General features: G+C 61.4%; 24 protein-coding genes and 1 pseudogene. 9 read left to right on the forward strand and 16 right to left on the reverse strand.

Annotated elements, in window-relative coordinates:
* The first annotated feature begins 104 nt into the window (after positions 1 to 104).
* Positions 105 to 1,082: a LysR family transcriptional regulator gene (locus XH85_RS33885; protein WP_128935358.1), complete on the forward strand. Its 978-nt coding sequence runs from the start codon at positions 105 to 107 to the stop codon at positions 1,080 to 1,082.
* A gap of 257 nt (positions 1,083 to 1,339) precedes the next feature.
* Here XH85_RS33885 and XH85_RS33890 read toward each other — a convergent pair whose 3' ends face one another.
* The 5 genes from XH85_RS33890 to XH85_RS33915 form a co-directional block, all read right to left on the reverse strand.
* Positions 1,340 to 1,549 (reverse strand): hypothetical protein, encoded by a 210-nt coding sequence (locus XH85_RS33890; protein ID WP_128935359.1) that lies wholly within the window; start codon positions 1,547 to 1,549, stop codon positions 1,340 to 1,342.
* Between the two features lie 138 nt (positions 1,550 to 1,687).
* Positions 1,688 to 2,107, reverse strand: a complete 420-nt coding sequence (locus XH85_RS33895; protein WP_128935360.1) for a DUF4118 domain-containing protein — start codon at positions 2,105 to 2,107, stop codon at positions 1,688 to 1,690.
* A 138-nt stretch (positions 2,108 to 2,245) separates the two neighbouring features.
* Positions 2,246 to 3,439, reverse strand: a complete 1,194-nt coding sequence (locus XH85_RS33900; RefSeq protein ID WP_128935361.1) for an MFS transporter — start codon at positions 3,437 to 3,439, stop codon at positions 2,246 to 2,248.
* A 53-nt stretch (positions 3,440 to 3,492) separates the two neighbouring features.
* Positions 3,493 to 4,113 (reverse strand): TetR/AcrR family transcriptional regulator, encoded by a 621-nt coding sequence (locus tag XH85_RS33905; protein WP_128935362.1) that lies wholly within the window; start codon positions 4,111 to 4,113, stop codon positions 3,493 to 3,495.
* A gap of 713 nt (positions 4,114 to 4,826) precedes the next feature.
* Positions 4,827 to 5,786: an N-carbamoyl-D-amino-acid hydrolase gene (locus XH85_RS33915; protein WP_128935364.1), complete on the reverse strand. Its 960-nt coding sequence runs from the start codon at positions 5,784 to 5,786 to the stop codon at positions 4,827 to 4,829.
* A gap of 234 nt (positions 5,787 to 6,020) precedes the next feature.
* Here XH85_RS33915 and XH85_RS33920 point away from each other — a divergent pair, with 234 nt between their 5' ends.
* Positions 6,021 to 6,245 (forward strand): hypothetical protein, encoded by a 225-nt coding sequence (locus XH85_RS33920; protein ID WP_091892541.1) that lies wholly within the window; start codon positions 6,021 to 6,023, stop codon positions 6,243 to 6,245.
* A gap of 218 nt (positions 6,246 to 6,463) precedes the next feature.
* Positions 6,464 to 6,790 carry a hypothetical protein gene (locus XH85_RS33925; RefSeq protein WP_128935365.1) on the forward strand — a complete coding sequence of 109 codons (327 nt, stop codon included), beginning with the start codon at positions 6,464 to 6,466 and terminating at the stop codon, positions 6,788 to 6,790.
* Positions 6,791 to 6,902: 112 nt separating this feature from the next.
* Here the strand turns inward: XH85_RS33925 and XH85_RS33930 are convergent, their stop codons facing one another.
* The 6 genes and pseudogenes from XH85_RS33930 to XH85_RS33960 all read right to left on the reverse strand — a co-directional run bounded on the left by XH85_RS33930 (position 6,903) and on the right by XH85_RS33960 (position 11,579).
* Entirely contained in the window at positions 6,903 to 7,151 is a 249-nt protein-coding gene (locus tag XH85_RS33930; RefSeq protein ID WP_128935366.1) for a hypothetical protein, read from the reverse strand.
* A gap of 867 nt (positions 7,152 to 8,018) precedes the next feature.
* Positions 8,019 to 8,477, reverse strand: coding sequence for a DUF3788 domain-containing protein (locus XH85_RS33940; RefSeq protein ID WP_128935367.1), 459 nt, complete (start codon positions 8,475 to 8,477; stop codon positions 8,019 to 8,021).
* Positions 8,474 to 9,160 (reverse strand): annotated as a pseudogene (locus XH85_RS33945) (FMN-dependent NADH-azoreductase). Before XH85_RS33945 ends, XH85_RS33940 begins: the two are co-directional and overlap by 4 nt.
* Positions 9,161 to 9,241: 81 nt before the next feature.
* On the reverse strand, positions 9,242 to 9,787 hold the full coding sequence (locus XH85_RS33950; protein WP_128935369.1) for a carboxymuconolactone decarboxylase family protein: 546 nt from the start codon (positions 9,785 to 9,787) through the stop codon (positions 9,242 to 9,244).
* Positions 9,788 to 9,822: 35 nt separating this feature from the next.
* Positions 9,823 to 10,509 carry a nitroreductase family protein gene (locus XH85_RS33955; protein WP_128935370.1) on the reverse strand — a complete coding sequence of 229 codons (687 nt, stop codon included), beginning with the start codon at positions 10,507 to 10,509 and terminating at the stop codon, positions 9,823 to 9,825.
* Positions 10,510 to 10,601: 92 nt separating this feature from the next.
* A complete protein-coding gene (locus tag XH85_RS33960) occupies positions 10,602 to 11,579 on the reverse strand; it encodes an AraC family transcriptional regulator (protein WP_128935371.1) in 978 nt (325 codons plus the stop codon).
* A 629-nt stretch (positions 11,580 to 12,208) separates the two neighbouring features.
* On the opposite strand from XH85_RS33960, the gene XH85_RS33965 reads away from it, so the two are divergent.
* From XH85_RS33965 to XH85_RS33985, 5 genes are all read left to right on the forward strand, one after another.
* Positions 12,209 to 12,544 (forward strand): DUF4440 domain-containing protein, encoded by a 336-nt coding sequence (locus XH85_RS33965; RefSeq protein ID WP_128935372.1) that lies wholly within the window; start codon positions 12,209 to 12,211, stop codon positions 12,542 to 12,544.
* A gap of 116 nt (positions 12,545 to 12,660) precedes the next feature.
* The gene (locus XH85_RS33970; RefSeq protein ID WP_208758064.1) at positions 12,661 to 13,893 is read left to right on the forward strand and encodes an MFS transporter; all 1,233 of its coding nucleotides are present in this window, start codon (positions 12,661 to 12,663) and stop codon (positions 13,891 to 13,893) included.
* Positions 13,894 to 13,980: 87 nt separating this feature from the next.
* Entirely contained in the window at positions 13,981 to 14,898 is a 918-nt protein-coding gene (locus tag XH85_RS33975; protein WP_128935373.1) for an NADP-dependent oxidoreductase, read from the forward strand.
* A 264-nt stretch (positions 14,899 to 15,162) separates the two neighbouring features.
* Positions 15,163 to 15,858, forward strand: a complete 696-nt coding sequence (locus XH85_RS33980; protein ID WP_128935374.1) for a glutathione S-transferase N-terminal domain-containing protein — start codon at positions 15,163 to 15,165, stop codon at positions 15,856 to 15,858.
* Positions 15,859 to 15,890: 32 nt separating this feature from the next.
* Positions 15,891 to 16,361, forward strand: coding sequence for a pyridoxamine 5'-phosphate oxidase family protein (locus tag XH85_RS33985; RefSeq protein WP_128935375.1), 471 nt, complete (start codon positions 15,891 to 15,893; stop codon positions 16,359 to 16,361).
* 790 nt (positions 16,362 to 17,151) lie between these two features.
* On the opposite strand, the gene XH85_RS33990 is transcribed toward XH85_RS33985, so the two are convergent.
* From XH85_RS33990 to XH85_RS34005, 4 genes are all read right to left on the reverse strand, one after another.
* Positions 17,152 to 17,361, reverse strand: coding sequence for a hypothetical protein (locus XH85_RS33990; RefSeq protein WP_128935376.1), 210 nt, complete (start codon positions 17,359 to 17,361; stop codon positions 17,152 to 17,154).
* Positions 17,358 to 17,546: a hypothetical protein gene (locus tag XH85_RS46990; RefSeq protein WP_128935377.1), complete on the reverse strand. Its 189-nt coding sequence runs from the start codon at positions 17,544 to 17,546 to the stop codon at positions 17,358 to 17,360. Before XH85_RS46990 ends, XH85_RS33990 begins: the two co-directional genes overlap by 4 nt.
* A gap of 149 nt (positions 17,547 to 17,695) precedes the next feature.
* On the reverse strand, positions 17,696 to 18,931 hold the full coding sequence (clpX, locus tag XH85_RS34000; protein WP_128935378.1) for an ATP-dependent Clp protease ATP-binding subunit ClpX: 1,236 nt from the start codon (positions 18,929 to 18,931) through the stop codon (positions 17,696 to 17,698).
* A 92-nt stretch (positions 18,932 to 19,023) separates the two neighbouring features.
* Positions 19,024 to 19,332, reverse strand: a complete 309-nt coding sequence (locus XH85_RS34005) for a hypothetical protein (protein WP_128935379.1) — start codon at positions 19,330 to 19,332, stop codon at positions 19,024 to 19,026.
* A gap of 1,119 nt (positions 19,333 to 20,451) precedes the next feature.
* Between XH85_RS34005 and XH85_RS34015 the strand changes: the two genes are divergently transcribed.
* On the forward strand, positions 20,452 to 21,477 hold the full coding sequence (locus XH85_RS34015; protein ID WP_128935380.1) for a LysR family transcriptional regulator: 1,026 nt from the start codon (positions 20,452 to 20,454) through the stop codon (positions 21,475 to 21,477).
* 246 nt (positions 21,478 to 21,723) lie between these two features.
* Here the strand turns inward: XH85_RS34015 and XH85_RS34020 are convergent, their stop codons facing one another.
* The gene (locus XH85_RS34020) at positions 21,724 to 22,677 is read right to left on the reverse strand and encodes an AraC family transcriptional regulator (RefSeq protein ID WP_208758065.1); all 954 of its coding nucleotides are present in this window, start codon (positions 22,675 to 22,677) and stop codon (positions 21,724 to 21,726) included.
* Positions 22,678 to 23,661: the final 984 nt, after the last annotated feature.

Raw genomic sequence — 23,661 nt, forward strand, 5'->3', positions numbered from 1 at the left:
GCTGGCGCCGCATCCATTTCCCTCCCCCTTGGAGGGTCGATGCGGTCCGTCCCAGCACGACGAGATTGACAGGGCCGGCTTAATAAGGAAAATTTCTATTCATAATGAGCCTCAGAGAATTTTCTTATAACGGCCCCGGCCATGCGGCGGCCCAGCTCCGGCATCTGACGATCCGGCAGCTGCGCTCACTCGCGGCGCTTTCGGCCAAGGGCAGCGTGACGGCGGCGTCCAGCCATCTCGGGCTGACCCAACCGGCCGTGACCCAGCAGCTTCGGCAGCTTCAGGACCTCGCCGGCCTGCCGCTGGTGCAGCGGACCGGTGACGGCATGCTGCTGACGGAGGCTGGCAAGGAGGTGCTGGCGCTGGCCGAACGGGTCGAGGCCGCGATCATGGACTGCCAGGGCTCGCTCGACCTGCTGGCGGGACGGACCGGCGGCACTGTGCAGCTCGGCGCGGTCTCGACCGCAAAATATTTCGTGCCGCACGCGATCGCGGCATTCTCGAAGCGCTATCCCAAGATCGAGATCAAGCTCACCATCGGCAACCGCGAGGAGATCCGCGAGGCCATGCACGGCTACGACCTCGATTTCGCCGTGATGGGTCGGCCACCGGCCGACGTCACGGTCGACGTCCGTCAGCTCGGGCGCAATCCGCACATCATCGTCGCGCGCAAGGGACATTGGCTGGAGAAGGATTCCGGCCTCAACCTGACCGATCTCGTGCACGAGACCTTCCTCACCCGCGAGCCGGGCTCGGGCACACGAACGCTGATGGAAGGCATGTTCCAGAAGTCGGATCTCGAGCCGATCATCGGCATGGAGATGAGCAGCAACGAGACCATCAAGCAGGCGGTGATCGCCGGGCTCGGCATCGCCTTCATCTCGGCGCACACCGTGGCGCATGAGCTCGCCGAGGGCCGGCTCATAGTGCTCGACGTCGCCGGCCTCCCGATCGTCCGGCAATGGTACGTGATCCGCCGCAGCGACAAGGTGCTGCTGCCGCCGGCGCAGGCGATGTTCGATTTTCTGGGTTCGGAAGGCTCGAACTATCTGCCCGACGTGCCCGAACTCGGCGGGCGATAGGCAGCGGAAGCTCAGCTCATCAGCTTCATGGCGATCGTCGCGATCAGAACCACGATGATCTGGAGCAGGCGCTCGGTCGTGAAGATGCGGTTGAAGGTGATCATCGCTTGCCCCGGCCGACGTGAAGGATCTCGTTGAGCCGTTGCTAGCACAGGCGCGCGCCGAGACAACTCCATAATCGCCGCGTGGTGTCCCGTGCACGATCCGACGATCGCACCTTCGGCAAGATGGACCGAGGCCGTGCCGATGGTTAACGATCAGGCCGCGAGTGGGGCCGCGTGGTCCGCGCGGGCCGCGAAATAGGCTTCCAGCTCCGACAGCGCCCGCGCTTCCCAATCCCTCGCCTGCTCCAGCAGCGACCAGCTCTGGCCCGGGCGGAATGCAGCGGTCTGGCGATAGAGCGATGCGATGCCGCGGTAGCGGCGCACGTTCTCCAAGATGGCGTGCCCAGTTATTTGGCCGTTCATGTCCGAAAACTCCCTCGTCATTCCCGCGGGAGAAACTGCGGCCAAATCTTTTTCGAAAAGTTAGCGGCGCGCGGCAAGCTCGCGGATGGTTGCCGAACTGTTGCGCGCGCGCAACGCGTATGGTCGTGCAAAGCCGACTTATTGCGGATTCGTTGCCGCGCTCTCGCCCGGGCGCTTCAGCCCGCAGCGGCTGACGATCGCCATCGTCTCGCGGCAGAGATCGGCGAGGCCGATCAGCAGCACGGCCAGCAGGCAGAACAGGTTGATGGAATCGGTGTTCGCGCTGGTCAGCGCATTGAACTCGAAGAAGGGCGGCATGAACGCCCACCACACCAGCGGAATGGTCAGCAGCGTGGCAAGGGTCGCAGCCGGCACGCCTGCGACAAGCCCGAGCACGAAAAGGCCGGGCAAGAACGCCGCGAAATAGAGTTTTGCGCCGAGCGCGACACAAATCCCCTGAAGCAGCGCCGACATCGCGACGACCACGAATCCGAGCAGAAACGCCTGCCACGACCATGGCCGTACCTGCGGTACGCCAAACAGCCCCGTACGCCTCATCAGCCTCCCCCTGCCGCCTGTTAACCAGGTCCGCTTGCGACCAAAGTACTACAGCGGCGGCCGGACCGCGAGCCGGAAATTGCGGCCTCGCGGGGTTGGTAAACGGGCCGTATCGCACCATTCCGGCCATGCCGGCGGCTACTCGGTGGCCGCATAGAGCAAGCCGGCCACCGGCAGGGCAAGGCCAATGGCCGATGCGAGCGTCCAGCCGCCTTGCGCGAAGGCGAAGGCGCCGAGCGCGGAGCCGGCGGCGCCGGCGGCGAAGAACGTCGCCATGTAGAGGCCGTTGAGGCGGCTGCGGTGCTCGTGCCCGAGCAGGAAAATGGCGCGGAAGCCGAGCACGACGTTGCCCTGCACGCCGATGTCGATGGCGATCGCGGCCACGACCAGGCAGGCGAGGTTCAGCGCCGATCCGGCCGCGCCGACATGCGTGATCAGAAAGCCGACGGCCGCGAGCAGCATCGCGATCAGCGTCGCGATGCGGCTATGGCCGCGATCGGCGAGCCGTCCTGCGATCGGCGCCGCGAACACGCCGGCGACGCCGGCGAGCGCGAACAGCGCGATGCCGCGTTGGGTGAAGCCGAACGCGCCCGCGAGCTGGAGCGGCGCCACCGTCCAGAACAGCGTGAAGCAGCCGAACAGGCTCGCCTGGTAAAGCGCGCGGCGGCGCAGCAGCGGCGTCGTGCGCACCAGCTGCGGCATCGACAGCAGCAACGCGCCATAATGCATCCGCGCGACCGGCTTGCGCGTCGGCAGCGTCATCCAGAGCACGGCTGCGAGCACGATCATCAGCGCGGCCGAGCCGAAGAACACTGCGTGCCACGACAGCGCCGCCGTGACGAAGCTCGACACCGGGCGCGCCAGCATGATGCCGAGCATCAGGCCGGTCGAAACGTTGCCGACGACGCGGCCGCGGATGGCCTCGGGCGCCAGATGCGCGGCATAGGGAATGATGATCTGCACCGCGACCGAGCCGAGCCCGATGAACAGCGCGGCGATCAGGAACGGCAGCGCGTGGGTCGCGAACGCCGCGGCAAGCAGGGCCGCCGCGCCAAGCGCGATCACCGAGCAGATCAGCGAGCGGTTCTCGACGAGATCGCCGAGCGGCACGATGAAGAGAAGCCCCACGCCATAGCCGATCTGCGTCATGGTGACGATCAGCCCGGCGGCGGCATGCGACAGGCCGAGCGCGGTGCTGATCGGCGCGATCAGCGGCTGGGCATAATAGATGTTGGCGGCGACCATGCCACAGGCCGCGGCAAGCACGAAGGTCAGGCGCTGCGACACCGCATCCGGTCCGGGCGCGGTCTCGATCGTGGCATTCATCGTCATTCGCATGGTCTCCAGGATTAGGGAATGATTATTCCCTAATATGACCAAAAAATTCAGGCGAGCAGCTTCATCGCGACGGCGACCAGACGCATCCCGTCGAGCGGCAGGCGCGCCTTGCCGACGACGCGCATGCCCTGCGTGATGCAGATCATCAGCCGCGCGGTGTCGTCGGCGGCGACATGGCGGGGAATTGAGCCATCGGCCTGCCCCTTGCGAATGAGGCCGGCGATGAAGCTTTCGTTTGTCTTGAGCTGCGCATTGACGCGGGCGCCGACCACCGGATCGAGCGCGGACAGTTCGACCGCGCTGCCGACGACAAGGCAGCCGCGCCGCCCCTCGGTGCCCTGGGAATGCTCGACATAGGACAGGAGCACGTTGCGGATTTGCTCGCGGCCGTTCGCGCCGCGCGCCGCAGCGCTGTGCGTCTGCTCCTGGCGCAGCGTGGTGTAGCGTTCGAAGGCGGCCAGGAACACGGCATGCTTGTCGCGGAACGCCTTGTAGACGCTCCCGGTCGCCAGCCGCATCGCCGCGGTGAGGTCGCCGATCGAGGTGGCATGATAACCGCGCTCGCGAAACACGCGCACGGCCCTGTCGAGCGCGGTATGCATGTCGAACTCCCGGGGACGGCCGGGCGGACGGGCGGCAGACTGAGATCGGCGGGCAGCTTTTTGCATCGCGGCATGATAGGGAACGAACGTTTCCGAATAAAGACACTTGGTTGTGAACGCTAGTTTAGCAGTGTCATTGCGAGCGCAGCGAAGCAATCCAGAATCTTTCCGCGGAGGGATTCTGGATTGCTTCGTCGCAAGGGCTCCTCGCAATGACGGAGCAAGGGGCACCGTCGTCGTCCTCCAAATGCCACTGTCATTCCCGCGAAGGCGGGGAATCCAGTAGGCCGCGGCCTCTCGATTGAACCTCAACCGTCTCGGAATACTGGATCGCCCGGTCGAGTGTTCAGCCCGGGGACATGACCGACGGGTGTTCGGGGACATAGCCGACACATTCTCCGCGCCGCAGGGTTCGACGGCGTTGTGCACCTTGCCATCGAAATGCTGACGCGACGAACCTGACAGCGCCGTCCGTCCGCGCGAAGCCTTCAGGGCTCACGGAGAGCAATCCGCCCTGCCCTTAACCTCGCGCCCGACGCTGCCGCGTCCACCGCAAGCCCGGCTCTACGATCATCACGACACATGATCGCCCCTCAAGGGTGAGCCGGGATGGGCGATACATACGCCAATTCCGAATTTCTGGAAAGTGGAATATTTTTGACCGAGCCGCTTGACACCGTACCGGGTATTTTGCCCGTCGGGCAACGAAGCTCCATCGTCCTAGCCTCCGCCAGGACGACATCGGAGAAGCAGCGTCGCAAGGTAAGGCACGAGACCAATCACGCCTTCGGCGGCACCGGCGTCCCGTCCGCCATCGTCGTCACGCCCTTCCGCTCCACGATCATCCCATAGGCCCGTGGCTGGCGGTGGACGTCGAAATTGAAGGTGGTGCGCTTGTAGGAATTGCAGAGATCGAGATCGCAGCGGGCGATCGCGATCTCGTCGCCGTTCGTCGTGCAACTCGCAACGATCTCGCCCGAGGGCGCGATGATGCAGCTGCCGCCGATGTGCTCCACGCCCTCCTCGATGCCGGCCTTGGCGACGCCGACCACGAAAGTGCCGTTCTGATAAGCGCCGGCCTGCATCACCAGATGGTTGTGAAACAGCGAGAGATGGTCGTGCTCGGGTGCGGGCGGATTGTGCACTGGCGTGTTGTAGCCGATCAGCACCATCTCGACGCCCTGCAGGCCCATCACCCGGTAGGTCTCGCTCCAGCGGCGGTCGTTGCAGATCGCCATGCCCATCACGCCGCCCAAGGCGCTGGTCACACCGAAACCTGCGCCGGGCTCGAAATAGCGCTTCTCCAGATGCTGGAATTTGCGCCACGGCTCGTGCTCGGCATGGCCGGGCAAGTGCACCTTGCGATATTTCAGGACGATCGCGCCAGTTCTGTCGACCAGGACGGAGGTGTTGTAGCGCCTGGGAATCCCGGCCTCGACCGTCAGCTCGGCATAGCCGAGATAGAACCCGATGCCGAGTTCGCGCGCGAGGTCGAACAGGCGTCGCGTCTCCGCCCCCGGCATTTCGCGCTCGAAGAATTTGTCGATTTCGGCCTGATCCTCGAAATACCAGCGCGGAAAGAACGTGGTTAGCGCGAGCTCGGGATACACGATCAGGTCGCAGCCGTCTGCGTGCGCCAGGCGCATCATGGCCATCAACCGCGCCACCACCTCGGTCCTCGTCTCGCTTTTCGCGATCGGGCCAAGCTGACCGGCCGCAACATTCACAAATCTCGCCACGCGTCTTTCCTTTATTCGCTTTGCGGTTCGCCGATACCGCGGCAACACCCACGACCTTGCCGGTTGGAATCAAATTCTGTGCCTGCAGGTCTCATCATGCGATCGCGTGCAAAAACAAGGGAACTTCGTTGCCAATCTGCAACGGTTCCCCACCGCCTGAAGCCGGACAAAAGAAACTCCCATTCCGGCCACGAACCGCTCTCACAACGCCGTGAGACCAGCAGGGGAAATACGATGCGTGCACAGCGCGTTTGGAAAGTGAATGGGGCCGCCAGCATCGGGCAGCTCCAGTCGAGACTGGACGAGCTGAACAAGCGGCTCGGCCAGCTCGAAAGCCAGCATCCCGAGAGCTGGAAGATCGAGGAGCTGAGATCGAGCGCGCTCAGCCTGTCGCGCGAGATCGACGACATCCGCTGCGCCGAGGCGACGGCCGCCCTGAGCGAGCTGCTGCGCAAGTAATCAGGGCAAGTCATCAGGCCTTTCGCGATTCGCGCGTGCCGCAAGGAACCAACCTCGCGCACCACCATTTCCATGCTGAACATGGAGCAAGATCATGACCAGGCACCTGACGCGGGCCCATCTTGCGCGCGGCGTCACCGGCGCGATTTCCACGCTGGTCCTATGCGCGGCGGCTGCATTCACCATCGCGCGCCACTTCGCGCCGTGAGGGATTTCGCATGACGTCCGACCCCGAGGAGTCGGTGAGGCTGCAAGGCTATGGCGAGATGACGTTGCGCACCGCGATCGCGACGCTGATGGCGCTCGCGCCGCGCGACCGATCCGACGCCGCCATCTTCCGCGTCCGCGACGGCTCGCGCCTGGCCACACGCGAGATCACCGACCTCGCCTCGGAATGGGGCATGACGCCGCTGGCCGACGTCAGGTCGCCAAGTCTCGTCCCGGCCCCGCACTGGCCCGACATCGTCCGCGGCATGGTGCGCGAGGCGCCGCTGCCGTCGCTGATGGTGGCGTTTTTGGTCGGCGTGCTGGTGGCGCGGCGGTGATCTCGCTGTGTCTTGCGGCCCAGGCCGTTGCCGTGGGCGACGCGGGCCAAATTGCCGAAACAGGCGGCCGGTCAACCAACCCAACCATTGGCGCGCAGCCAGAGCACCGACCTCACGCCGCGGCGCGGCCCGATTTCGCGCGTTGCTCCAGCGCGTTTATCGTCGACACGAGATTCTCACGTCGCGCGCGAAGGTTCATCGCGAGCAACGGATAGGACGGGTCCTTCACGTCAAACACCCCGGCCTTGGCCTCTTCTTCGAGGATATCGGAGTTCATGAGCTGAACGCGCCACCACAGATCCGCAATCAGCGCGCTGAGCCGAAGCTCTCCATTGGAGCCGAAACGGGACACTTCTTTCATTGTTTTGCCTCAACCTGAAACAGTCCCTCCGCTAGGGGCTGCCTTTGGTCATGACTGAGCAAACGGAGTGCCAGGGCTGCGGGCCGGTCAGATGCGCCAACCTGCGCGACCTCGTCGACCGCAATCGGCGTGGACGGAAAACGCCTTGATCCGCGCGAGCCATGCCACGCGCACAGACGTCCCTGCTTGGGCCAAATCGGCCGTGGACCCGCCTCGAAAATCGTTGCAAAAAGGCGCTCCCGAGGCGCCGGCGGCCGGTCTGCCAAGCCTCTGGGAATACGTCGACTTTTGGAAGAATGGTCGGAGTGGCAGGATTCGAACCTGCGACCCCTGCGTCCCGAACGTAAATAGCGGCCGAAAAGATCAACAAAAACAATGAAAATTGCTCGCGATTGACCACCTTTATCGCCGTTTGTTCCCGTCGTTTCGATGGTCAATCGGTGGTCAGATCCCGATCTCCTCTCACGCGACCATCTCGCCCTTGTCGACCGGTCGGGGGTTCGAGTCACAGCGGGGGTATGTCGACGCCCGAGCATCGCAATTTGCTTGGCACGAGCCACGCCGGCCCGCTGTGCGAGCCGGACTTCGACTTCCTGAGCCAATTTGCTCCGGGCGTTCCAATCATTCTGTATCGGCACGCATGAGCCAATCAGTGAGCGTCGAACAGGCAATGCTGGTCGCGAAATCTGCCTAGCCGCCAGGAGCCCCCCAGCCGGCTGCAGGAGCCTGCGACGGGCATAAAGGCAGGCGGCGTTGGGCTGCTGCTTGGCGTCGGGGCGGCGCGGCAGACTCCGATTGAAGCGGAAAGATTCATATACTCTTCGTATCCTTGGAGCTATCGCCGGCAAACCAGCATTCCTTTGACCTTCAACCGCGCGACTTTTGCGGGCGCTTCATAGTCAGAAGGTTCGTCACATCATGCAGATCATCTGCCGATGCGACGGCAATCGTTAGCCATTTTCCGTCGATGTATGTTTTCGCGTCATCGTAGAGTTTGATCAATTGCGGGTGCCAAACATAGCGCCGCTCCTCAAACTTTTCTTGCTCTGCTCTACCCATGACCACCACAGCTGAAACTCGTCGGAATTCCGGCACCAGGTGGCAGAACGCCTTGGTCTTCTTGTAACGCAGGGACCAACCGCGGTTCTTTCCACCGTAGAGCCAATCCGGCGCGAAAACTTCGGGGTAGGATTCATCGATCCAGGACCGCAGCTTGGCCCAGTATTCGAAGCCATCTGCTCCGATCCAGTCGCGAACGCTGCTTTCATCGGGCGATGCTGATTTGTCGGTGATCCTGTCGCCGATTTGCGGAAGCGTACTAATCATCGGAAGACCTCGTGTTGATAGTCCCGCGGGGGCCGGAGGTTAAACGGGCGCTTGTCAAGGCTGGCCATGGGCCCTCAGAATGCCGCTGGTGCGACTTTGTCCAGAGCACGGAGAGCATTGCGATACGGTCTGGCGATACTCGAGAGCACGGCTGATCAAGCAGCGACGTCTCGAAGCTCTCGCACGACTGTCAAGTCGATACCGTCAATTGCCTTCTCGCTCGCTAGCGAAGCTTGGCCCTCTTCAATAAACGCGGTGGCCTGCAGCGGAAGGAATTGCAGCGTCTTTAGCCCAATAGAGTTCAGTGCCAGCGTCAGATAGAGCGCGAGAAAATCAGGCTGATTTCCTCGCGCTGCGGTAAAGACGCCGCCGGAAGCGACGCCGATAAAAACCGGACGATCCGGAAGCATTCCCACCTTCCCGACGGGCGTTGACTCCATTGTGCGGCCGACGCGCAGGACCTGGTCGATCCACGCTTTAAGAACCGAAGGGATAGTGAAGTTGTGCATTGGCGTTCCAATGACAATCACATCAGCCGCCTCGACTTCCCGAATGAGTGTTTCGGCAAGCTGCCTGATGCTCGCATCCGGCGCAACCTGAAGAAGCTTCTTGACGATCGCCGCCGAAAGCTCACGGCTATGAGATTTCGGGCGAGGACTGCTATCAATATGGAGGATATTCATGCGAGGGATCCAAATGGCTAGGAAGCTCTTGCATCAACCGCCTCCATAGCTCCTTGGAGGCGGTTGATACCACTGGCAGGCTCAGATCGAGCCGGCCGGTGCGACTGCGGGGAAGTCCTTGTCGGGATTGAACATGTTGTTGAAGAAGTTCGTCAGCGAGTACATGGCCACGAGCGCGACGATCTCCATGATATTCGCATCCGTGTAGCCAGCATCGCGGACGGCTTGCAGATCGGCGTCTGTGACATGGCCTCGGCTCTCGATGATCTTGCGTGCAAACTGGACGGCGGCATCCCGCTTCGGGTCGGTTGCGTGACCCTTTCGGGCGAGAACAATGTCCTCCGCCGGCAGCTTGGCCATATGCTCCGCCGTGAAGCTATGCACCGTCAGGCAGTAGTTGCAGCCGTTCACTTCGGAGACGGCAAGGCCGATGCTGTCGCGGGTCTTGACGTCGAGTGCCTTGCTCAAGGAGCCGAGCAGAGCGGCCCATGCGTTGAACGCGATCGGGCTTTGCGCGAAGGTCGCAAGCATGTTTGGCGTGAACCCGATGTTCTTGGTGAACATATCGAGGGTCGGTTTCGAATCGGCCGGAACGTGGTCCGGCTTCACAGCGACAGCTCTGGCCATGATATTTCTCCTTGGATAGTTGATTTCAGAGTTGGTTATGCGAAGTGCAGCACGTCGGCCACGGGCAGACGCGGCTTCTGCGGCCAGTTGCCGGGCCGCTCCGGCCCGACGGTCAACAGCATGACCGGGATTTCGTGTTCGGCCAGGCCGAACTCTTTGTGCACGGCTTCTGCATCGAAGCCGATCATCGGTGTCGAACTCAGGCCTAGCGAGCGGGCTGCATAGATGATGGCTGCGGCGCCGAAGGTAGCGGAGCGTACAGCCTCGTCGCGCTGGCGCTGCGGATGATTGTCGTAAAGACCGCGGGCGGGCCCCTCCCATTCCGGGACCATTTGTGCCGGCATGATTCCCGCTTCCACGACTGGCGCCAGACGGTCAGGGACGGTGCTGGCATCGGCCAACTGGCCGACCATGATGAAGGTGACGGCTGCTTCGGTAATTGCGGGCTGATTCCAGGCAATCGGAAGCAGCCGAGCCTTTGCTTCGGGTGAGCGCACGGCGATGAAGCGCCAGTTCTGCAGATGGAAGGATGTCGGCGCTGACGTGCCGATCCGCACGAGGTCGCGGATCTGATCGTCGCTGAGGACGGCCGTCGAGTCGTAATACTTCGCAGCACTGCGGCTCAGAATAGTTTCGATCACGGCGTTTGTCGGCAGCGGCTGCCCAAGTGAACGGCAGGGCTCCGGATCGGCAGCGGCAACAGTTGTAGCGGCTTGGTTCATTGGGTTGCTCCGTTATCAAGTGACGGAGCCCAATTTACCGTGGGACGTGATCTTTTCTAGCCTCTATTGGCTCAAATTGGCGCTCAAAAGGATCATTCTGGCGAAGGTTCGGACTCATCGCCATTGTGCGCCAGTCGGCGCCATTCGCCTGGTGTCATCCCCATCCTCTCCGCAAATACACGCCGGAAGGCCGAAACCGATTGATACCCGACCGTCTCAGCCACAGCCTCCGTACTGATCCTAAGCTTCTTGAGCTCGTTGGCGGCCATGCTCATGCGCAGATCGGTCAACAGGTCGAGGGCGGAGCGACCTAACTTGTCCTGAAACTGGCGCATGAATGTCGCGCGTGACATGCCGCATAGATCGGCCAGATCGGGAAGCTTCCAAGGTCGCGCCGGATCAGCGAACATCGCCGCAATGGCCGGCGCCAATCTCGGATGGCCAGCAAGGGCCAACAAGCCTTCGGTGGATTTTCCAGATTCGCTCGCGGCGCGGAGAACGAGAGTGAACAAGATCGAAGAAAGCGCGTTCAGAATGGCGCGTCCTCCCGCTCTATCCTCAGCGGACTCCATTCGCATTAAGCTGACGAGTCCGGAAAGTTGACTCGATGCCGACGCGATGTCCTCTTCCCCGTGGTTTTTCAGAGCCCGCACGACCAGATTTGCTGGCAGGTAGTTGCGGACTAATCGATCATGGGGTGGCACGACGAAAAATCGTCCGCACAGCAGATCTAGTTGCTCACCCGGTCCATTGTTCTCGCTCAACATCCATCCTGCGGAGCCCCTGCTTTCGTGCGTGTTGATCGGCGCTTGGCCGCTACCGTCGTGCAGCACATGCGCCGAACCGTGAGGGAGCAGCACGATATCCCCGCTCCCAAGCTCCTGCACCGTTCTCGATTCAGGGTCCTCGAAAATGGCACGGCCCTTGACTATGACATGGTAGGGGATCTCGTTCGCCGCCGCCCTCGGCCAGATAATACGCCATGGTGCGCCGTAGGCGCAGCGGACCTCAAGCTGGCCGGTAACGGTGATGATTTGCAGGAGATGACTCAACCAGTCGATTTGAGACATAAAACCTCAAGAACCTGAATTGCCACGCAGCATACTGTATTGCGCCGAGCGCGCTTCTGATTACTACGGCCCGGAGATTAGCTCGTATTTTCCACGATATGTGTTCCTGATCTCTTCCTGGCCCGATAGGAGACGAAGCCAGTGCGCGTCGGAGGCTCCAAACAAGGAGGAGATGGTTGCGTGTCGACCGCCGTGGGAGTCAGCCTTGACCTTTGATCTTTGGAGGTCAGCAAAAATTCTGCTTGGTCAATCGGGGGCGACCGGTAGCTGCAGATCGGACGGAGAACACAGAAGCACCGCTCCACGCCGGCCGAAGATCAACGCTTTCGGTTAACGTAGATGACACAGCCGCGGCTAAGCAACTTGCCTTGATCTAAGAACGGGATTGAGGACTGTCGCCGCACAATTCCCCCCGCTATGGAAACCATAAGTACTGGCTATTGGAAACTTTCGAGCCGCGCTGCGACCTTGACAGCCACTCAGTCGAATAACGACCAGGACAACCGTTTCAGCCAACACGAGCAGGAAACCCCTGATGTCCGGACCCAATCCGCTCGCTTCCAAACCCGAAAACATTCTGACGTCGCTGCTCGAGCGTTTTCACTCCGAAGGTCGGCGCGATGATGCCAATGTATGACCCAAAGCCCGTCTTCATTACGAGTGACGGACGAACTACTACCACCGAAATCGCCGCTCGACTCGAGTGCGATCTCAAGTACGGTTTGCCGCTCAAGGCCAGCGCGCGTCATGTGTACGTTGACGGCGATTTCGCGCTGATCGGGCTGGATCGGTCAATTGATGGCAACGGTCTAAGTCGCAAACCCGTTGAAGGCTCAGCGAGCGGCGTCGTACGCCGCGCGGATCGACGATGGCAGTACCTGATCGACAATATCCAAAGGACGGATGTGGCAGCTCTCAGCGATGGGGCCACTCGTCAGCTTGGCACCAATATCACCGCCACCTAGTGAAGCAAACCAACCGGAGAACTCGGATCTGCGCGCCCGATTTCTTTGGAAGACGATCGATTCGCTACTCGATGCAAAACTTGCCACCAGTGATCAGCAAGTCTTACAGGAGCGGAATGCTCCCGCTGGCATTTTTATCAGCGGTAGTTTCCTTGGTGGTCTCATTCGCCGCTGCGGCCGCTCCGATCCCCCTTTACAACACCTACCGGACAGAAGACGGGTTCACTAACGCCGGTATTTCGATGGCCGTCGTTGCGTACGCCGTCGGCACCATATCCGCACTGTTGGTACTGGGACGGCTGTCCAATCATCTGGGCCGCCGGGTCACTGCGATCACTAGCCTCGGTCTTCTCCTGCTGGGGTGTCTGCTGTTGCTGAATGTGCATGACATCGACACTCTGCTGGCCGGTCGGCTCCTCGTCGGCCTCGGCACCGGGTTGGCTGGCAGCAGTCTGACCTCCTACATCGTCGATGCGGCACCCAGCAGACCGGAATGGTTGGCGTCCGTTGTCACTAGTCAAGGACCGATGCTCGGCGTCGCTATCGGCGCCATAGCATCCGGCGCGCTTGTTGAGTTCGGCCCCTGGCCGCGCGAACTCATCTATCTCGTCTGCGTTTGCTTCCTATTACTGTCTGTTGCACTCGTCGCAATCAGTCCGGAAACAGCAACTCCGACTCCGGGCGCTTGGCGATCGCTGTTACCCCAGGTCAGCGTACCGGCGCGGGTCAGGCATCTGCTCCCTGTCGCGGCGGCGGTGTTTCTGGCTACTTGGGCCAGCGGGGGCTTCTACCAAGCGTTCATGCCTGCGCTTGTACAAGATGAACTCCACACCCGCAGCCCGTTGATCCTCGGGCTAGCGTTCGCTGCCTATATGACCCCCAGCGTTCTCGGCGCTCCCATTGGTGGCTGGTTCACATCCGCGGTAGCCCAACGCGTCGGTATGATCACCTTCGTGGCCGGAATGATCGGCATCAGCACTGCAATCTTAGCCGGCGCACTGGCGTTGTTCATCACCGCGACCATGGTTGCCGGTGCCGGCCAGGGCATCGCCATCAGCGCCGCCACACGCGGCTTGCTGCACGGGAGCACTCTCGCCGAACGGGCACCAATCTTCAGCGCGATCTACCTTCTCTGCTACAGCGGCGCCGCCTTCCCGAGCCTCATCTCCGGGCAACTTTCCAGCCTGTTCTCGCTTCCGCAGATCACGCTCGGATACGGCGGACTTGCCGTCGTCGCCACCCTATTCACCCTTCTCGGTGCGCGCAATCCGCACATCGACAGGACCGGGAAGAGCACGTCCGACGGCTCGACCGCTAGCGGTTCACCAGTACAGGGAACAGTGTCATGAGAATCGTCGCTATTCTGGGCGCCGCTTTATCCGGATTGAAGCGCAGATCATACCCAGCAATGAGACAAATGAGAGGAGATCATTCCCATGAAAGCGATCGTTGTAACGGACCAGGCTGCGGGAACGGCGGGGATGAAGCTGGTGGAGCGACCCGAGCCGCAGGCAGCGATAAATGACGTCGTCGTTCAGGTTCATGCGTCTGGATTCACCTCGGGCGAGCTGACGTGGCCTTCGACCTGGACCGATCGTCTCGACCGTGACCGGTCGCCAACGATTCCCGGCCAGGAGCTGGCAGGTATTGTCACCGCTCTCGGCTATGGCACGACCGGACTGTCGGTAGGACAACGGGTGTTCGGTCTCTCGGACTCGTATCGCGGCGGCACTCTGGCCGAGTATGTGGCAGTGGAGGCACGCAATCTCGCACCGCTGCCAGGAGACGTCGAGTTCTCGGTGGGGGCGGCCGTGGCGATGCCGGGCCTGACTGCTTGGCAGGGACTGTTCGTGCACGGTCGCCTTCAGGCGGGGCAGAGCGTTCTCGTGCACGGCGCGGCCGGCGCGGTCGGCTCGATGGTGACACAGCTCGCACGAGAGGCCGGTGCCTACGTCATCGGCACGGGACGTGCCGCCGACCGTCAGAAAGCGATCGACTTCGGCGCGCAGGAGTTCGTCGACCTCGAGAACGACGATCTCGAAGGCGCCGGCGGTGTCCATCTGGTTTTCGACGTCATCGGGGACGAGATCGGTAAGCGGTCCGCCGGCCTGGTTCGAACCGGAGGAACGTTGGTAACCATCGCCGGGCCGACCGAAGCGCGGCCCGCCGACGGCTTGGCGATCGACTTTGTTCTGGTGTCCGATCGCGCGCAACTGGGTGAGATCGTCCAGCGGGTACGGGACGGACGACTGCGTACAAACATCGGAAACATCGCGCCCCTTGATGAGGCTGTCGCCGCTTTCAATCCGACGCGACGGATCAGCGGGAAAACGATCATCCGAGTTCGTCCGTGAGGAAGCAGCGAAGGCGAGCGGTTATCCCCTCCCCCATGGATTGTCAGCGCTTCCCCGCGGGCCTGTGCGTGGGGCAGGCTGTGCCCATCCATCCCGTCGTCTCTCAGCTGATTTCCAAGGTCGTGCCCGGATACCCATGCCATACCGCGGCCGTATCGTTGCCTGCTTTTCTGGATGCACCAGCGGGCGAGCTCGGCTCGCATCCTGGCGGAGAATTCGCCTTTGCCCCGGCCCGGCGCGGCCCGCTTATCTGGGAGGAAGAAAGTGACCGTCGATCATCCAATTTTTGCGCGCTGGCCGGCGCAGTATCCCGATCGGCTGCAACTCTTTTCCACTTCCACGCCCAACGGAGTGAAAGTCGGCATCATGCTTGAGGAAACGAGCCTTCCTTACGAGCCGCACCGGATCGACATCATGGCGAACGAAACCCACGACCCGGCGTTTCTCGCGCTCAACCCCAACGGAAAGATTCCCGCAATCTACGACCCTGATGGGCCTAGCGGAACACCGCTCGCGCTGTTCGAATCGGGCGCGATTCTCCTCTACCTTGCCGACAAGACCGGACAATTCATCTCGGCCGATCCAAACACCCGCTATGAAACGATCCAGTGGGTGATGTGGCAGATGGGCGGAGTGGGGCCGATGTTCGGCCAGGTCGGGTTCTTCAACAAATTCGCCGGTAAGGCCTATGAAGACAAGCGCCCGCGCGACCGCTACGCGAACGAATCAGCGCGGCTGCTCGGTGTCCTGGACCAACGGCTCGCGGACCGGGACTGGGTGATGGGGGCCGACTACAGCATCGCCGACATTTCGCTGCTCGGCTGGGTGCGCAATTTGATCGGCTTCTACGAAGCACGCGATCTCGTCGGCTTCGACCGCTTTCTTCATGTGCAGGCGTGGCTCACCCGTGGCCTCGCGCGGCCGGCGGTGCAACGCGGGCTGCAAGTGACAGCTGGCTAGAAGCGCTCGCGAAGAGCAAGGAGATGGTATCTATGATTGAAATCACTGCCGACATGGAGGCAATCATCAAACAAGCGATATTGTCGTTTGTGGCGACAGTCAACGAGGATGGAACGCCAAATCTTTCCCCGAAGGCGTCTTTGACGGTGAGAACCGGCATTCTATACTTCGCCGACATCGCCTCGCCTCGGACGATATTGAACTTGAAGCGCAATCCCGCTGTCGAAATTAACGTAGTCGACATCTTCCAGAGGCGCGGCTACCGATTCAAGGGCCGTGCGTTGATACTGCCGCCAGAAGATGGCGAGTCCTTAATGATCGCCGACTGGGTTCGGGCGACGAATGGCCTAGAGTATCCTGTCGATCACGTTGTCAAAATCGAAACCACTTCAATCAGCCCGTTGCTATCTCCAGCCCATGTCTTCGCCCGCCCTCCTCGAAGTCAGGACGAAATCAGGAGTACCTACTATCAAAAGTACGGTGTGAAGCCCATCGGGGCATAAGTGCCGGCTCCGAAAAAAGGCTGGTAGATACCCAGAGGTAGAAAGTCCGCGAAGATCCGAACCATTATCTCGACCGCCGCGTAGCGCAGCCTTTATCGATGGCCGCCCCACGCTGATGTGAGTTCAGGCGCGAGGCTGCTCGCTGTCTACTGCCTCGACACCAATGACAAGGCGCTTACCGCGCTCATCAAATAACCCCCTTAGGACTTAAGAGGAGCGAGGGTCTTTCGTCGTAGGGCGGAAGCGGTCCATGCCATCGAATTTACCCGCGACGCCTCAACCGCGACGGTGGGAGCTTCCATGGGCGCGTTTACGAAGTTTGTTTTCTTTACTTTCTACTGGACGTGCCAGGAAGAGCCTGCAGCTCCTCGGTGGAGTATCGAAACAATGTGAACGTCCCGCGACCGTCGAAGGAAAGTAACCTGTGGAGATAGTGATCGGCGGCACAGGCATCATTAGCTCGAAGATCGTTCCACTCCAGGGGGCATGACATCGTCGCGGCGTCGTGTGCATCAACATCGTCACTGGAGATGGCCAAAGAGCCACGGCCGGCGCACAGGTGGTGATCGACGTCTGTCGCTGACGTGACCGGTTAGCTGCCGCCTACGGCGAATACTTCACTCCGATCAGAAAATTGATCATGACCGCCTTGGTCGAGCTCGGCCGCGCTTATCTCATCCCAGTCCTGGCGGATTTCCTCATGCCCGCCTGGACCCAAGCAAATTGACTCCTCGCTGATCGAGCGCGGAGTCGCGGAACCTATTTGAGGAGCAAAATCGGCCCGGGGACCCTAAGCGCCCCTGCCATCCTTTTTGCCGAGCACGCAGCGCCATGCCGCGAGGCGCTCGGTCGGATGCTGATTCATCCAGTCGGCAAGCTGCGGTGCCCCCATCAGGCAGGACTGCATCGAGATGTCAGCGAAGTTCGAGGTGGTGACGGTCTGCTCGTGGCAATTTGCTGGAGAAGAAAGGCTGCAGAGTACGGCGATGATCGCGATCATGATACGCCCCCATCGCCGCGATCGATGTCTGCGCCCACGCGCATGTGGCTTGCGCATGCATTGTCCGACTGGTCGCAGGCGAATTCAGACGGCGGGAAGACGCTGTCATAGATTGCTCGAGCTTCTCGAACAAGGCGAGCTCGCTCTCGCTCTGACTTTGGTGCAAATCGAATGATCTCACCCACGTTTCACTCCTATCATGGCACATTATCGTACTATTTAGCGATTAAGGTTCGTTGACGTCGATTTGGGCACCCGTGCAGTTAGCAAACGAGGGGGTAAGAACAAGTAACGGATCGGATGTTGTAGGCGTCAGTCGTTCGGCCCGGTCGAGTTAGTACGCTATAGAGCGGCTTCCCACCGTGCGCCCCGAGCGATCGGCATAGATGTAGAGCGGACGCGCCGTGCCTTCCACGACCTCGCGGGAGATCACCACCTCTTCCACGCCTTCCAGGCCCGGCAGGTCGAACATGGTCTCGAGCAGGATCGCCTCGAGGATCGAGCGCAATCCGCGCGCGCCGGTCTTGCACTCGGTCGCCTTGCGGGCGACCGCGCCAAGCGCCTCGTCGGCGAAGGTCAGCTCGATGTTCTCCATCTCGAACAAGCGCTGGTACTGTTTCACCAGCGCGTTCTTCGGCTCGGTCAGGATCTTCTTCAGCGAGGTCTCGTCCAGATCCTCGAGCGTCGCCACGACTGGCAAACGACCGACGAATTCGGGGATGAGGCCGTACTTCAAGAGATCCTCTGGCTCGACGTGACGGAAGATCTCGCCGGTCCGGCGGTCTTCCGGCGCCATCACCTGGGCGGCGAAACCGATCGAGGTGGACCGGCCACGCGCCGAGATGATCTTCTCGAGGCCGGCGAACGCACCGCCGCAGATGAACAGGATGTTGGTGGTATCCACCTGCAGGAATTCCTGCTGGGGATGCTTGCGGCCGCCCTGCGGCGGGACCGAAGCCACCGTGCCTTCCATGATCTTCAGCAGCGCCTGCTGGACGCCCTCACCCGACACGTCGCGCGTGATCGAGGGATTGTCGGACTTGCGGCTGATCTTGTCGATTTCGTCGATATAGACGATGCCGCGCTGGGCGCGCTCGACATTGTAGTCGGCGGCCTGCAGCAGCTTCAGGATGATGTTCTCGACGTCCTCGCCGACATAGCCGGCTTCGGTCAGCGTGGTCGCATCCGCCATCGTGAACGGCACGTCCAGGACGCGGGCGAGCGTCTGCGCGAGCAGCGTCTTGCCCGAACCGGTCGGACCGATCAGCAGGATGTTCGACTTCGCGAGCTCGACGTCGTTGTGCTTGGTCTGGTGGTTGAGGCGCTTGTAGTGGTTGTGCACCGCGACCGACAGGACCTTCTTCGCATGGCTCTGGCCGATGACGTAATCGTCCAGCACCTTGCAGATTTCCTTCGGCGTCGGAATGCCGTCGCGCGACTTGACCAGCGAGGACTTGTTCTCCTCGCGGATGACGTCCCTGCAGAGCTCGACGCACTCGTCGCAGATAAAGATCGTGGGACCTGCGACCAAATTGTGGAGTGTAGTGTTGGAGATTGAGTGAATTGCCATGGCGGTCTCAAACCATATCCAGGTGGTTGTAAACGGGAATACGATCATCTGCGGCCCCGCGCCCATTGGTCATTGTCAGAGAACAGTGAGGGTCAACCGCCGCATTTCGGCGCCAACAGATCGTTGAAAATATTGATCACGGAATCGAGCGCAGTTAACACCCTCGCGCCGTCGACGCCGCCAGCAGCGGCTTGCCGCAGCATCGCGGACTGATAGAATGAGGCGAGGTAGACGCGGCAAGCCTCGTCTTTGTCGGCCGCATTGGCGGGTTTGCTGTGCACCGTCGCCAAGGCCGCGCGAGCGGCGATAACATCCTTGTTTAAGTTGGACTCTGCGGCAGGCCCGGCATTAGTAGATGCAATGATCAGAGCCGAGGCGACGAGAACAGTGATTCTTCTCATGATCAGGCTCCAGAATGGCAGGTGTTGCGAGGGACTTACATTTCGGCCGGGCGATAACGCATCCAGGTCTTTCTTTGATCTCCGTTGCGCCAAGTTAAGGCGATTGTCACGAGCGGCTCAATTGAGCGCCGGTTGAGCTCGGGCACCCAAAAGGGCGTGGGACGACGATCCGAAGGTTTAATGCACTCGAACAAATCGTAGAGTTCGTCCGCTTCGAACCGGCGGACGCCACAATCCCTGCGGGATTTGCTTCGCAATCAGGCTCGCACCTTCACGCGAAACCGATTTTCGGCCCGTACACGATGAGCGGGCGATGCTAGGTTCTATATTTTTCGATGAGGCCGGTTGAAAGAAAACTATATTTCGTCTTGGAGTTGCCGGCCGACCGTCGCTGGGAGGACTGAGGCTCGCCTTGCCGCGGGAAGAGGGCGCACTCGTCGATGAGGATCGGCTCGACGGAACTTTCGGATCAGATTCGTGACGCGGATTTTCGCCCTTGAGCTGCGGTCGCCGTGGTGAGTATGGCGGGCAAATCCCTCATTCTTGCTAAAATGAAGAAGGGTCAATCATACAGCTTCCGAGGGTACTGTGGCCCCTCCGGACTACCTACGAGAGGACGGCGCGCCCGACACGCTCTCGGACCTCGCGCACCACTCGGTGATCGTCAGTCCGGCGCACTCATCGCCGACCTTCTCCTTACGCAAAAGACGGCCGTATCACCTCCGAGCGCGTTGAGAGTCAGCTCGCGATCACCACCAGCGAAGGAGCCACAGCAAGCGCCGTCGCCGGGCTAGGGATTGCCGCGTCGGGCGAAATCAGCGTGCGGGCAGAGCTGGAGACTGGGCAGCTCGTGCGGGTGCTGCCTGAATGGGATTTCGGCTCGATAGAACTGAATGCGCTTTTCGTGAGGGGTTTGCCGATTTCCTCGTCAGGGAGCTCCGCCCACCTCGCTGCGCACTAGCCCAGCTCTCAGAGCCTCCAGAAAGCGTGTCCGTGCGTCCAAACCAATAGACTGAGCCGTTCCAACGTGTGCATGCAAGTGGCATCCATATGCCGTCATTTCGGCGGCCCCCCGTCACGGCGTCAAGTGCATAGACAGGAGCAAGTTATCGGAGACCCATGGAGCTTCATCAAGTTCGCTATTTCCTCGCGGTCGCGTCCACGCTTAACTTCACCCGCGCGGCCGAGCAGTGCAATGTAACACAGCCCGCTTTGACCAAGGGGATCCAGAAGCTGGAGCAGGCACTTGGGGGCCCGTTAATTTATCGTGAGCGCCAGCTGACGCAGCTCACCGACCTCGGGAAGGAGGTTCTTCCGATGCTGGCGCGCACACTGGCCTCGGCAGAAACGGCACGTCGCAGAGCTAAAGAATTTCAACGCAAGGAGATCGCGCCACTCAAGATCGGCCTCGCCCCCTCTATTTCGGCTTCGCTCATTGTCGATCTGATCACTGAGATTGCAAAGTTCGTCGCAGGACTTAATGTCGAGCTGCGCGAGGGCACGGCGGAGAAGCTCATCGACCTGCTGCTTGAGGGGGAGATCAGCGCCGCAATCGTCGGGGACGTGCAGGACATACCCGCCCGCATCGACGACTGGTTGCTCTTCGAAGAGCGCTACGTCGCGGTTCTGGCGCCGACACACCAGCTCGCAAATCGCCCCTCGATCGGAATTGACGACCTCCGCGAGACCGTCTTGCTGGAGCGCGTCGGATGCGACGTCGCCCCAAAGATTCAACGGTCGTATTTCCCCAAGGAACCGCCGCATCTGGGCCACTGCAGCGGTCACGACTTGCACCTCCAGTACCTGGCCGCCGCTGGCTTCGGCGTGGTACTCGCGCCCGAGCACATGCCATGCCTTCCGACGCTCAAGACTATTCCGCTCGAAGGCGACCCGATTTCGCGGGAGGTGCGGCTGCTGGCCGTGCAGGGGCGCCGCTACTCGCCGGCGCTGGACGCTTTTATCAAAGTCGCGCGGTTTCGAGACTGGTCGATCGAAGCCCCCCAGAAGGAAATGCCGCACGAAAGGCTCCCGGAGATGGCGAGCGCGCCCGCGCCGGCGAGCACGCAGAGGGCGAGCGGCTTCCAGCGCATCGATCTCATGGCCCGAGGGCTTACGCGGTGCAAACGAGCTAAGACGCTCGCCTGAATCCGCACCGAGCCTCGACTGGATGCGCGATGCAGCCGTGGCGTCAACTCGTTGAAGGTCGGGATTCCGCAGAATTCGTTCTACGAGATGCCGGAGCCAGCTCCACGAGCAGCGCGCCGCCTGAGATGTCGACGCTTAGCTCGCGCCCCGACCCGAGAGGGCACTGAGTTGATCGAGCTCGGGTGTCATCACAAGGCCGCAATGAGCTCGCCGGCGGCGGCGCCAACGCTCTTGCGGACGAAATTCTCACGCGGCATCGGATTGCTCGATCGCATCCTCAGTTGGAGCAGACCTTGAGGACCGTGCGCTCTGCGCTTTGGAGCGGTATTCTGAAGGGTCGCTGCCGTAGTACCGACGAAAACTGCGCGTAAAGCTGCTCCGGCTCTGGTAGCCGACGTTTAGGGCGACCTGGTCGATCGATAGCGCGTTGGCTGAGAGCAGGTCAGCAGCGAGGCGCATCCTAAGGCGGCGCAGGAGAGACATGGGCGCCTCACCGAAGGCAGTTGAGAAGCGCGCCATGAAAGCTGAGCGGCTGAGACCGACGGCCTGGGATAGACTTTGTACGGTGTGCGGAAAGGAGGGGCGCGAGGCCATCTCGGCGAAAGCTCGTGCGATCGGCGGGTCGCTTAAGATCGCGAAGCGCTCGACCCACGCTTTCGTCGAGACTAGGCAACGTCGAAGCAACGCGAGCAACACGAGCTTCAGCAGCGCCGCCGACATTGGCCCCACACCGACGTCCTGGGCCGCGAGCTCGGCTATTGCGCAGGCTATCACTTGGTCGAGTTGGTCATGTACGTCGAACGTCTCGACAATGGGCGTTGCAAGGGATGCGAACAAGTCCAGTGCTGGGCCGTAGGTGGCTCGAAACATGCCGCACGCAAGCACCAGTGTCGGCTCGCCATCGCCGATGGTGTGCCGGTACGTCGAGCCGGGCACGAAGAGGCAGTCGCCGCCCTTGCCGACCTTCCGTAGTGCGGTCGGGCGCTCCGTGGCGACAATTGTCATTGCTCGTCCAGGCGGGACTATCACCAGTGTATGCGGCGTCAGGCGGATGGGCGTTTCACCCTCCAGGAGAATGAACCCGACGCCTCGAAGACAGTAGTGGATGGTGGTGGCATCCGCGCAGGCGACGGCCAGGTGAGCCCCCGTCGCAAGCACGCATTGCGATAGTCTGACGAAGGTGACGTCCAATGTGGTCATCAACTTGTCGAGGTCTTGTCGCGATATACGCCAGAATGGCTCACCTGCCACGTCCAAAACGCCTCTATGTTACTCAGGTTCATGAGCTCAGCGCGGGCGGCGAGAGGACGCATCTCGCAAGCAGCCAATCTCGCAACCGAGCGAAGGGTCCTTCCGCGCCTTAACTTGATCTGGGATTTTGATTGGTTCGGTCTTCGTTGCCTCCGACTAAACACGCAGGACAAATAGCCACTTGCGGCTGACCCAGTAGTGGTGACAGCCGAATTAGATATATTCAGCTGTAACATGAATGAGCCCGCTGAGCGTCTCAACGACTTGGGAACTTTATGAATTCGCGTGAACGCACGCCGACGCGCGTCAGCAACAGCTGGCTTCGTCACGGACCGATCGTAGGCACGGGTGTCGGACCCGCAGGTCGTGATGTGACCGCGGACTGCTCGCCCCCCTAGCAACTCGTATGCGACGAATCGTAAGGCGGGGGATGGGCACGTTCCAGATCAAAAGCCGCGCGCAGGTGAGTATTACCGCGGTTCAAGCCGCGCACTTGTCGCGATCTCGTCGTTTCGGTCGCGATCGTCACGCCGAAGTCAATCCGGGCCGATTTGGTGCTTCCCTACCTGTTTCCCCGCGAAGCGCTGGAGCCGGATCCAGGCTCGAGCTGGAAGGAGTGCTCGCGCATGACGTTTCGAAGCAACCCAACGGGAAAGAGTGATCACGAATTGCCCTTTTTGTGTCGTCCTACGCCACGCCCACAGGCCTCTTGGACGATATCTCACGCCTATCGAATGCATGTCCAAAAGGAATTTCTCATTTTGTCCCCTGTATCCGATCTTTCGGTGTGGCGGGCGGTCGAGCGCACGCGGCCGTCCCGTTAAGGACTGAAACTATCGCGCGATTCGCCGTGACGCGCGCGGCCAGCGAAGGATGCGCGATGAAAGTACCAATGTAGGGCCCGGCTGTAGCCGCGCGGATCTGGTCTGCTCG

This window comes from Bradyrhizobium zhanjiangense (assembly GCF_004114935.1).
Lineage (GTDB): Bacteria > Pseudomonadota > Alphaproteobacteria > Rhizobiales > Xanthobacteraceae > Bradyrhizobium > Bradyrhizobium zhanjiangense.

What these genes read in the sequence shown, in the direction of transcription:
- XH85_RS34005 (WP_128935379.1), bottom strand. Translation starts at nt 19,332, where the DNA reads ATGAGAAGAATCACTGTTCTCGTCGCCTCGGCTCTGATCATTGCATCT.
- XH85_RS34020 (WP_208758065.1), bottom strand. Translation starts at nt 22,677, where the DNA reads ATGACCACATTGGACGTCACCTTCGTCAGACTATCGCAATGCGTGCTT.
- clpX (WP_128935378.1), bottom strand. Translation starts at nt 18,931, where the DNA reads ATGGCAATTCACTCAATCTCCAACACTACACTCCACAATTTGGTCGCA.
- XH85_RS33955 (WP_128935370.1), bottom strand. Translation starts at nt 10,509, where the DNA reads ATGAACCAAGCCGCTACAACTGTTGCCGCTGCCGATCCGGAGCCCTGC.
- XH85_RS33925 (WP_128935365.1), top strand. Translation starts at nt 6,464, where the DNA reads ATGACGTCCGACCCCGAGGAGTCGGTGAGGCTGCAAGGCTATGGCGAG.
- XH85_RS33930 (WP_128935366.1), bottom strand. Translation starts at nt 7,151, where the DNA reads ATGAAAGAAGTGTCCCGTTTCGGCTCCAATGGAGAGCTTCGGCTCAGC.
- XH85_RS33905 (WP_128935362.1), bottom strand. Translation starts at nt 4,113, where the DNA reads ATGCAAAAAGCTGCCCGCCGATCTCAGTCTGCCGCCCGTCCGCCCGGC.
- XH85_RS33890 (WP_128935359.1), bottom strand. Translation starts at nt 1,549, where the DNA reads ATGAACGGCCAAATAACTGGGCACGCCATCTTGGAGAACGTGCGCCGC.
- XH85_RS33975 (WP_128935373.1), top strand. Translation starts at nt 13,981, where the DNA reads ATGAAAGCGATCGTTGTAACGGACCAGGCTGCGGGAACGGCGGGGATG.
- XH85_RS34015 (WP_128935380.1), top strand. Translation starts at nt 20,452, where the DNA reads ATGGAGCTTCATCAAGTTCGCTATTTCCTCGCGGTCGCGTCCACGCTT.
- XH85_RS33960 (WP_128935371.1), bottom strand. Translation starts at nt 11,579, where the DNA reads ATGTCTCAAATCGACTGGTTGAGTCATCTCCTGCAAATCATCACCGTT.
- XH85_RS33970 (WP_208758064.1), top strand. Translation starts at nt 12,661, where the DNA reads ATGCTCCCGCTGGCATTTTTATCAGCGGTAGTTTCCTTGGTGGTCTCA.
- XH85_RS33985 (WP_128935375.1), top strand. Translation starts at nt 15,891, where the DNA reads ATGATTGAAATCACTGCCGACATGGAGGCAATCATCAAACAAGCGATA.
- XH85_RS33900 (WP_128935361.1), bottom strand. Translation starts at nt 3,439, where the DNA reads ATGACGATGAATGCCACGATCGAGACCGCGCCCGGACCGGATGCGGTG.
- XH85_RS33965 (WP_128935372.1), top strand. Translation starts at nt 12,209, where the DNA reads ATGTATGACCCAAAGCCCGTCTTCATTACGAGTGACGGACGAACTACT.
- XH85_RS33990 (WP_128935376.1), bottom strand. Translation starts at nt 17,361, where the DNA reads ATGATCGCGATCATCGCCGTACTCTGCAGCCTTTCTTCTCCAGCAAAT.
- XH85_RS33950 (WP_128935369.1), bottom strand. Translation starts at nt 9,787, where the DNA reads ATGGCCAGAGCTGTCGCTGTGAAGCCGGACCACGTTCCGGCCGATTCG.
- XH85_RS33895 (WP_128935360.1), bottom strand. Translation starts at nt 2,107, where the DNA reads ATGAGGCGTACGGGGCTGTTTGGCGTACCGCAGGTACGGCCATGGTCG.
- XH85_RS33920 (WP_091892541.1), top strand. Translation starts at nt 6,021, where the DNA reads ATGCGTGCACAGCGCGTTTGGAAAGTGAATGGGGCCGCCAGCATCGGG.
- XH85_RS33940 (WP_128935367.1), bottom strand. Translation starts at nt 8,477, where the DNA reads ATGATTAGTACGCTTCCGCAAATCGGCGACAGGATCACCGACAAATCA.
- XH85_RS33885 (WP_128935358.1), top strand. Translation starts at nt 105, where the DNA reads ATGAGCCTCAGAGAATTTTCTTATAACGGCCCCGGCCATGCGGCGGCC.